The sequence below is a fragment of the Thermoflexibacter ruber genome (assembly GCF_900113045.1).
Classification (GTDB): Bacteria; Bacteroidota; Bacteroidia; order Cytophagales; family Thermoflexibacteraceae; genus Thermoflexibacter; species Thermoflexibacter ruber.
The window spans coordinates 122,031-129,181 of the sequence record NZ_FONY01000012.1 but is presented as its reverse complement, the minus strand read 5'-3'; the positions used below and the strand labels follow the sequence as shown (position 1 = coordinate 129,181).

Genomic DNA, 7,151 nt, shown 5'->3' with positions numbered 1-7,151 from the left:
ATGGAGATAAGGGTTATATTACTGCACTAAAAGAAGAATTTGCAGAAAGAAACTTGCACTTAATCACTAAGTTAAGAGCTAATATGAAGAAAAATCAAGTATTAACAGAACCACAAGCCTATTATTTAAGGCATAGAGGATTGATAGAAACTGCTTTCGATGTACTTAAAAATCAACTAAATATAGAACATTCAAGGCACAGAAGCCCTAAAAATTTTCTTATTAATTTGCTGGCAGGCTTAATTGCTTATACATTTTTGGAAAAAACACCAAACATAAAAGCATATCCACAAAAATTAGAGGACAAACAAATTGTATTTATTCAAGAAAATGTAAAATAATTCACGTTAATACTCATACCCAAGTAACCTTTGCAGGAGCCAAAAGCACGGCTTTTTACGCTACAAATGGACAAATTAATCAATTGTTAGGAGATAGAACGAATATAGGCGGGCTAAGACAGCGGGAGTCCTCTTTTACTAACCAAACCTTATCACTACCTCCGCAGAGTAGTTTTTATCTTTTATCTGATGGATACATAGACCAGCCCAATAAAGACAGAAAACGATTTGGTACAAAAAACCTTCAAGAACTTCTTCAGGCTATCAAAGAGTTGCCTTTTCGACAGCAAGAAGCAAAGATTTTAGAAAGTTTACATCTACATCAAGGCACAGAGGAGCAGAGAGATGATATATCTGTGATTGGCTTACAGTTATAGCATAGCATTGCTTAGCGGCAACCTGCCTGATGAAACTTGTCTGTATAATAGATAATAAAATCTGCGATACTCCTATCGTCGACAAAACAAACAGTGTAGTCGGCAAATGCTCTCTGCTCCACAAAATACCAAAGTCCTTCCTTGTCTGCATTGAGAGGACTACTTTCCTTGTAAACAATCAGTTTTGCTCTGTAATCATTCTCAGGCTCCACATAGACCAAGTAAGTCGCTCTGCGTCTATCCTTCTCTATGTAAATCTGTCCATAAATATCACAAGGGTTAATTGTTTGCTTATTATTTTTATCTTTAATCTTATGCTCTTTTAGAAAAATAGTAGTATTCTTTGCAGACTTAGCAATATTTGTGAGTTTTTCATAAGGATATGAATAGATTTGTACTAAGATTAGCCAAATATTGAAAATCAAACTCATTATCATCTTATATATCAGGTAATTTTATGAAAGCTATTGCCTAAGTTTTCTCTGTCTTTTGATGCCTTATTTTGCATCTATGAGCAAATGATTAGATAAACTTTTGACTTTAACAAAGACAAGTGCCTACAAAATATTATATTTGTAAAGCAATTTTTCCAAATTAATACAGTTTTTTTACATTTCATAAAATTAAACGAAGTATTGACAAAATAGTTAGTAAATAGATATGATGAAATTCATAGACCCGCATATACATTGTGTATCAAGAACAACTGACGACTATGAGGCTCTTCGCCAGGCCGGTGTAGTAGCTGTGATTGAGCCTGCCTTTTGGCTGGGACAGCCACGTACAGAAGTAGGAAGTTTCAAAGACTATTTTAGTACGCTCATAGGCTGGGAAAGATTTAGAGCAAGTCAGTTCGGAATTAGACACTATTGCACTATCGGACTGAACTCCAAAGAAGCCAACAATGAAGCCTTAGCAGAGCAAGTCATGGAGATTCTTCCTTTGTATATTTACAAAGAGGGAGTAGTCGGCGTGGGCGAGATAGGCTATGATGACCAAACTGCCTTAGAAGATAAATACTTTCGCTTGCAGTTAGAGTTAGCCAAAGAAGCAAATCTACCTGTACAAATACACACTCCGCATCGCAACAAAAAAGTAGGTACAAGTAGAAGTATGGACGTTTGTATAGAACACGGTATTGCACCTCAGATGGTCATCATAGACCATAACAACGAGGAGACTGTCAAAGAAACCTTAGACAGAGGCTTTTGGGCGGCATTTTCTATTTACCCAAGTACCAAAATGGGTAATGAGCGAATGGTAGAGATAGTAAAGAAATATGGCTCAGAACGTATTTTTATCAATAGTGCGGCTGATTGGGGTATTAGCGACCCGCTTGCTGTACCAAAAACTGCCCAACTCATGGCAGAAAGAGGCATTTCAGAAAAAGATATTCATCTGGTTTGTTATCAAAATGCCTATGATGCTTTTGCCCAAAGTGGACAAATGCACGAAAGTGATTTTATAGTAGAAATAGACCAAAGCCAAAGATTTAATGGCAACTCTGTGCTGCGCGGTGGTAGAGACCCCAAAATAGAAAAGTTAGATAGCAAAATTATTAAGTAGCTATCTTTTTATGATTTTAAAAAATGCGAAAAGATTGCTTGTTGGTAAAAAGATATATAATTTTGCAGTCCAAAAATCTACACGACCTCGTAGTTCAATGGATAGAATAGAAGTTTCCTAAACTTTTGATATGGGTTCGATTCCCGTCGAGGTCATTTCCCTCAAAAAGTTTATCCTACAACTAACCCCTAAAGGTTTTGCATACCTTTGGGGGTTAATGTTTCGATTATGAAAAATTTATGGCTTAATTTTGATGAAAACTAACTTTGTGTTAGTAGATTTTGTTGATAGTAATATATAATTGGATTAGCTTATGTTGTTTAATAGAACCGTTATCAATATAATAAGCGTATTAGCAATCGCCTTGTTTTTAGCATGGATATTCTCGGATATTGTAGCCTATATATTGATTTCCATAGTTTTAGCCTCTATCCTCAAACCTCCCGCAGATTATCTAAGCCAAATCCATATCGGAGGATACAAGATGCCAAGAGCTATCGCTATTTTGATTTCCTTCGGGATTTTAGTGGGCATCATCTCCCTATTTGTGCTACTTTTCATTCCCTTAATCAGTGAACAAATCAAAGTCATCTCTTCGTTAGATTATAATGAATTACTCAAACGTGTTTCTAAACCTCTACAAAACATCGAGAATATCTTAATTAAAAACAAATTAGTCAATAAATCTCCTAATTTTATCATAGATGCTATACGCGGGAACATTAGTTCTATTTTTGATAAATTACAGATTGGTAATATCATATCAGCTACAAGTAGCGTATTCATAGGCGCACTGGCAGTCATTTTTATTACTTTTTTCTTTTTATTTGACAGGGGCATTATTCGCAAAAACTTGATTGCCATGATTCCGAACAGATATTTTGAGGTAACTATCAATGCAGTGTATAAAATAGAAAGATTATTGGCTAACTATCTGCTAGGCTTATCTTTGCAGATGTTATCTATTTTCACGATTATTTCCTTTGGATTAATTATCGCCGATGTAAAGTATGCTATCACTATGGGACTTTTTGCTGCTATGGTTCACCCTGTTCCTTTTGCAGGACCTTTTACAAGCACCTGTTTTGGCTTAATCGTTGGTACTTCTATCGCTCCCTCTGAAATGTTCGAGAATGGGGGATACGTATTTTTTATTACTAAGATTTTAATCGTATATGGATTTACTTACTTAACTGACAACGTACTTCTCCAACCCTTGATATTGTCTAAGAGTGTGAAAGCACACCCTTTGGAAATCTTTTTGACTGTATTCGCAGGGGCTTCCTTAGCAGGAATTGTAGGAATGATAGCCGCTATACCCGTTTATACTATTATCAAAGTATCGATTGCAGAAATGCGTAGAGGGTACAAACAATACAAAATCTTTAAAAAAGCCACCTAAGCATATTCTTGCATTAAAAAATACCAATACTGATGAACATAAAAATACAATTACCTAAACAAATTCATGTCTAATTGCAGAGGTCTGTTTAGTTTCTCTTCCAAAGTAATAAAGGTTTCTGTTCGCTCTATTCCATTAACTCTCTGAATCTTATTATGCAATACATCTAAAAGATGGCTAGTGTTTTTACAAATAATCCTGGCAAAAATACTGTAAGCACCCGTAGTATAATGCAGACTAAGAATCTCTGGTATTTTAGAGAGTTCTTCTGAAACAGGCTCGTACAAAGAACTCTTTTGTAGATAAATACCTAAAAAAGCAGTAATGTCATATCCTAACTTATGAAAATCTATGTCCAGCGAAGCCCCCCTGACTACTCCCATCTTTTCTAACTTCTTCATCCTAACATGAACTGTACCTCCAGATACATTAATTTTCTCTGCAATTTCCGTGTAAGGAGTTTTGGCATCTTTCATTAGCTCCGCCAAAATTTGAATATCTGTGTTATCGATTTCTAAATTTTTGTCCATTTTAAAATAGTATTTTATGAATTTTTTAACAAAAAGCACAACTTATTAGAAAAATACGAAATTTTTAAAAAAATATTTAGAATGTTTGCAAAAAACAATTCGTTTTTTTAATTTTGTATCGTCAAATACATTACAATGTAGGGTGATGAAATTTGGCAGCCATGCCCTCCTGTCTCGGGGGTGGAGAGTTTAGGATAAACCTAACTCAAAGAGTGAGCTAATGGTTTACTATTGCATAGATAGTGCTAACTCACCTTTTGAAGGGCTAACTACTCCGTGAAGGTTCGAGTCCTTCCCCTACAGCAAAAAATGCAAGCTTTTTTCACACATTGCTAAATTATATACGCACAGTGAAATTTATGCAAACTTTTTAAAAAAAAGCCAAAAAATTTGCAAAAAATATATCTATTTTATGTGTTGTTTATTGGTTAAAGTTGAAAAAGGGTGTGCATATTGAGCATACCTTTTTTAGTTATGTTTTAATGTTTTGATAAACAATTACTTGTAAGTTTTAGCTATTCATTTTTTTGCATGTTTTCTTAGCTTAATTCTATTTTTAGAAAATGCTTTTTTTGATTTTTAATAATTAAACACTCTTTTTTTTGATAAAAATAAAATTTTTTAAAATTTTATTTGAAAAATTTGCAAAATTAAACAACCCTTTTTAACTTTGTACTAACAATAAAACAGACAAGTAGGGAAAAGAGGAAGACTAACAATAAAAAGTCTGAAGGTTCGATACCTTCTCCTACATCAAGAGAATGTCTATTTTATGCGTTGTTTATTGGTTAAGGTTGAAAAAGGGTGTGCATATTGTGCATACCTTTTTTGTTTGAAAGCATTGACAATCTAAAAACCTAACAACTATACTGTAGGGTGATGAAATTTGGCAGCCATGCCCTCCTGTCTCGGGGGTGGAGAAGCTGGGATAAATCATAAAGGAAGTGAGATGAGTCCTTAACAGAACATCTCACTGCTTTTGCGACTAACTACTCTGTGAAGGTTCGAGTCCTTCCCCTACAGCTCATCATTTTGGAGTAAAATAAAAAAAAGAGGAATAAGTATCTTATCCCTCTTTTTTTATTTCTTCTGCAAATATCAAGTTTCAGACCTACTAAGCCTCCTCCTCTTGCATTTCCATTTCTGGGAAGCCTTCGCTTTCATCTTCTACCTCGCGTTTTTGATTTTCTTCATCTTTCAGTTTTGATTCTTCTCTGTCTTTCTTTCTCTCCATCAAGCCGTCTTCTATGGCTTTACCTATATAGGAAGTAATGAGAGCAATAGACTTGAAAGCATCATCGTTACCGGGAATAGGGAAATCTACCAAATCTGGGTCTGAGTTTGTATCTACAATCCCAAAAACAGGAATATTTAAACGCTGAGCTTCTTTTACAGCAATATGTTCACGCTTAATATCTACTACAAACAAGGCAGCAGGAAGGCGGGTTTGTTCTGCCACACCACCAAGAAGTTTATGCAACTTTTCTCTTTCACGTGCTAACATCAAACGCTCTCTTTTTGCCAAGTTGCCATAGGTATCGTCTTTCATCATTTTATCGATACTTGCTAACTTTTTTAGAGATTTTCTGATAGTAGTAAAATTGGTAAGCATCCCACCAAGCCATCTCTCCGTTACAAAAGGCATTTTAAGACGAGCCGCTTCAGAAGCTACGATTTCCTTTGCTTGCTTCTTAGTAGCAACAAACATGATTTTTCTACCTGAGCGTACAATCTTCTTGATAGCGTCTGCTGCTGCTTCCAAACAAACCAAAGTCTTGTTGAGGTCTATGATATGGATTCCATTGCGCTCCATAAAAATATAAGGCGCCATTTTAGGATTCCATTTTTGAGTGAGGTGCCCAAAATGTACACCTGCATCTAATAAATCTTTATATTCTAAATTGGACATACAATTTCTAAGCTAAAAGTATTACTGTAAAAACTTACTGTAAATAAATAAAAGATATTAACGCTTGCTGAATTGGAATCTTCTGCGTGCTTTGCGTCTTCCATACTTCTTGCGTTCCACCATGCGAGAATCTCTGGTAAGGAAACCTTCCCCTCTGAGAACGGACTTAAACTCTGGATTTACCTCGCATAAGGCTCTGGCGATAGCTAAGCGAACTGCCTCTGCTTGACCTTTAAATCCACCACCTTGCACATTGACATTGACATTGTAGGCACCAAACTGATTTGTAACAGCAAAGGGTTGGTTTACAATGATGCGGAGGATTTCTGAAGGAAAATAATCAGCAATATCTCTATGATTAACAGTAATACTCCCATTACCTGCTGACATGTAAATACGCGCTACTGAGGTTTTTCTTCTTCCGATTGTGTTGATTGCTTCCATTATGATAACTTAATTTCTTTAGGTTGTTGAGCGGTATGAGGGTGTTCACTACCTGCATATACATACAAGTTAGTAAATAACTTTCTTCCCAAACGATTCTTAGGGAGCATCATTCTTACAGCTTCTTCCACTAAGCGAGTAGGGTGCTTGGCAAGCACATGCTTAGGAGAGGTGATTCGCTGTCCACCGGGGTAGCCTGTGTGGGTGATAATTTCTTTATCAGTCCACTTCTTTCCTGTGAGCCTTATTTTATCAGCATTGATAATAATTACATTATCTCCACAGTCGACATTAGGGGTAAACGATGGCTTATGCTTACCTCTAATAATTTTGGCAACTTGACTCGCAAGTCGTCCTAAGACTGCAGACTGAGCGTCAATAAGTACCCAATCTTTAGCCACAGAACCTCTGTGTGCCGAGATAGTTTTATAACTTAAACTGTCCATTATTAAGATTTTAAACTAAATATTAAATTTTTTCCAAAATGGAGTGCAAAATTAGTAAGGATATTTTAGAATAGCAAAGTATTTTCTAAAAAAGAAAAGAAAAACTGTAGCTTAAAATTTTTCACTATAATTCATT

Annotated in this window: 9 protein-coding genes and 1 tRNA gene; 5 read left to right on the top strand and 5 right to left on the bottom strand. The window is 35.4% G+C overall.

Annotated elements, in window-relative coordinates; genetic code table 11:
• Positions 1-341 (top strand): transposase (locus BM141_RS08500; protein ID WP_143090853.1); only part of this gene is annotated, 341 nt, incomplete at its 5' end.
• Positions 254-718, top strand: a complete 465-nt coding sequence (locus BM141_RS08495) for a PP2C family protein-serine/threonine phosphatase (RefSeq protein ID WP_091543880.1) — start codon at positions 254-256, stop codon at positions 716-718. The genes BM141_RS08500 and BM141_RS08495, both read left to right, overlap by 88 nt.
• Before the next feature lie 11 nt (positions 719-729).
• Here BM141_RS08495 and BM141_RS08490 read toward each other — a convergent pair whose 3' ends face one another.
• Positions 730-1,149 carry a 7(1) septoil knot domain-containing protein gene (locus tag BM141_RS08490; RefSeq protein ID WP_091543877.1) on the bottom strand — a complete coding sequence of 140 codons (420 nt, stop codon included), beginning with the start codon at positions 1,147-1,149 and terminating at the stop codon, positions 730-732.
• A 229-nt stretch (positions 1,150-1,378) separates the two neighbouring features.
• On the opposite strand from BM141_RS08490, the gene BM141_RS08485 reads away from it, so the two are divergent.
• The 3 genes from BM141_RS08485 to BM141_RS08475 all read left to right on the top strand — a co-directional run bounded on the left by BM141_RS08485 (position 1,379) and on the right by BM141_RS08475 (position 3,686).
• The gene (locus tag BM141_RS08485) at positions 1,379-2,284 is read left to right on the top strand and encodes a TatD family hydrolase (RefSeq protein WP_091543873.1); all 906 of its coding nucleotides are present in this window, start codon (positions 1,379-1,381) and stop codon (positions 2,282-2,284) included.
• Positions 2,285-2,367: 83 nt separating this feature from the next.
• A tRNA-Arg gene (locus BM141_RS08480) sits at positions 2,368-2,439 on the top strand.
• Between the two features lie 158 nt (positions 2,440-2,597).
• A complete protein-coding gene (locus BM141_RS08475; RefSeq protein WP_091543867.1) occupies positions 2,598-3,686 on the top strand; it encodes an AI-2E family transporter in 1,089 nt (362 codons plus the stop codon).
• A 50-nt stretch (positions 3,687-3,736) separates the two neighbouring features.
• Here the strand turns inward: BM141_RS08475 and BM141_RS08470 are convergent, their stop codons facing one another.
• From BM141_RS08470 to rplM, 4 genes are all read right to left on the bottom strand, one after another.
• Positions 3,737-4,216 (bottom strand): winged helix-turn-helix transcriptional regulator, encoded by a 480-nt coding sequence (locus tag BM141_RS08470; RefSeq protein ID WP_091543865.1) that lies wholly within the window; start codon positions 4,214-4,216, stop codon positions 3,737-3,739.
• A gap of 1,114 nt (positions 4,217-5,330) precedes the next feature.
• Positions 5,331-6,125: a 30S ribosomal protein S2 gene (rpsB, locus tag BM141_RS08465; protein WP_091543862.1), complete on the bottom strand. Its 795-nt coding sequence runs from the start codon at positions 6,123-6,125 to the stop codon at positions 5,331-5,333.
• Positions 6,126-6,182: 57 nt separating this feature from the next.
• Positions 6,183-6,569, bottom strand: coding sequence for a 30S ribosomal protein S9 (gene rpsI / locus BM141_RS08460; RefSeq protein WP_091543859.1), 387 nt, complete (start codon positions 6,567-6,569; stop codon positions 6,183-6,185).
• Positions 6,569-7,015, bottom strand: a complete 447-nt coding sequence (gene rplM, locus BM141_RS08455) for a 50S ribosomal protein L13 (RefSeq protein WP_091543855.1) — start codon at positions 7,013-7,015, stop codon at positions 6,569-6,571. Before rplM ends, rpsI begins: the two co-directional genes overlap by 1 nt.
• Between the last annotated feature and the right edge of the window lie 136 nt (positions 7,016-7,151).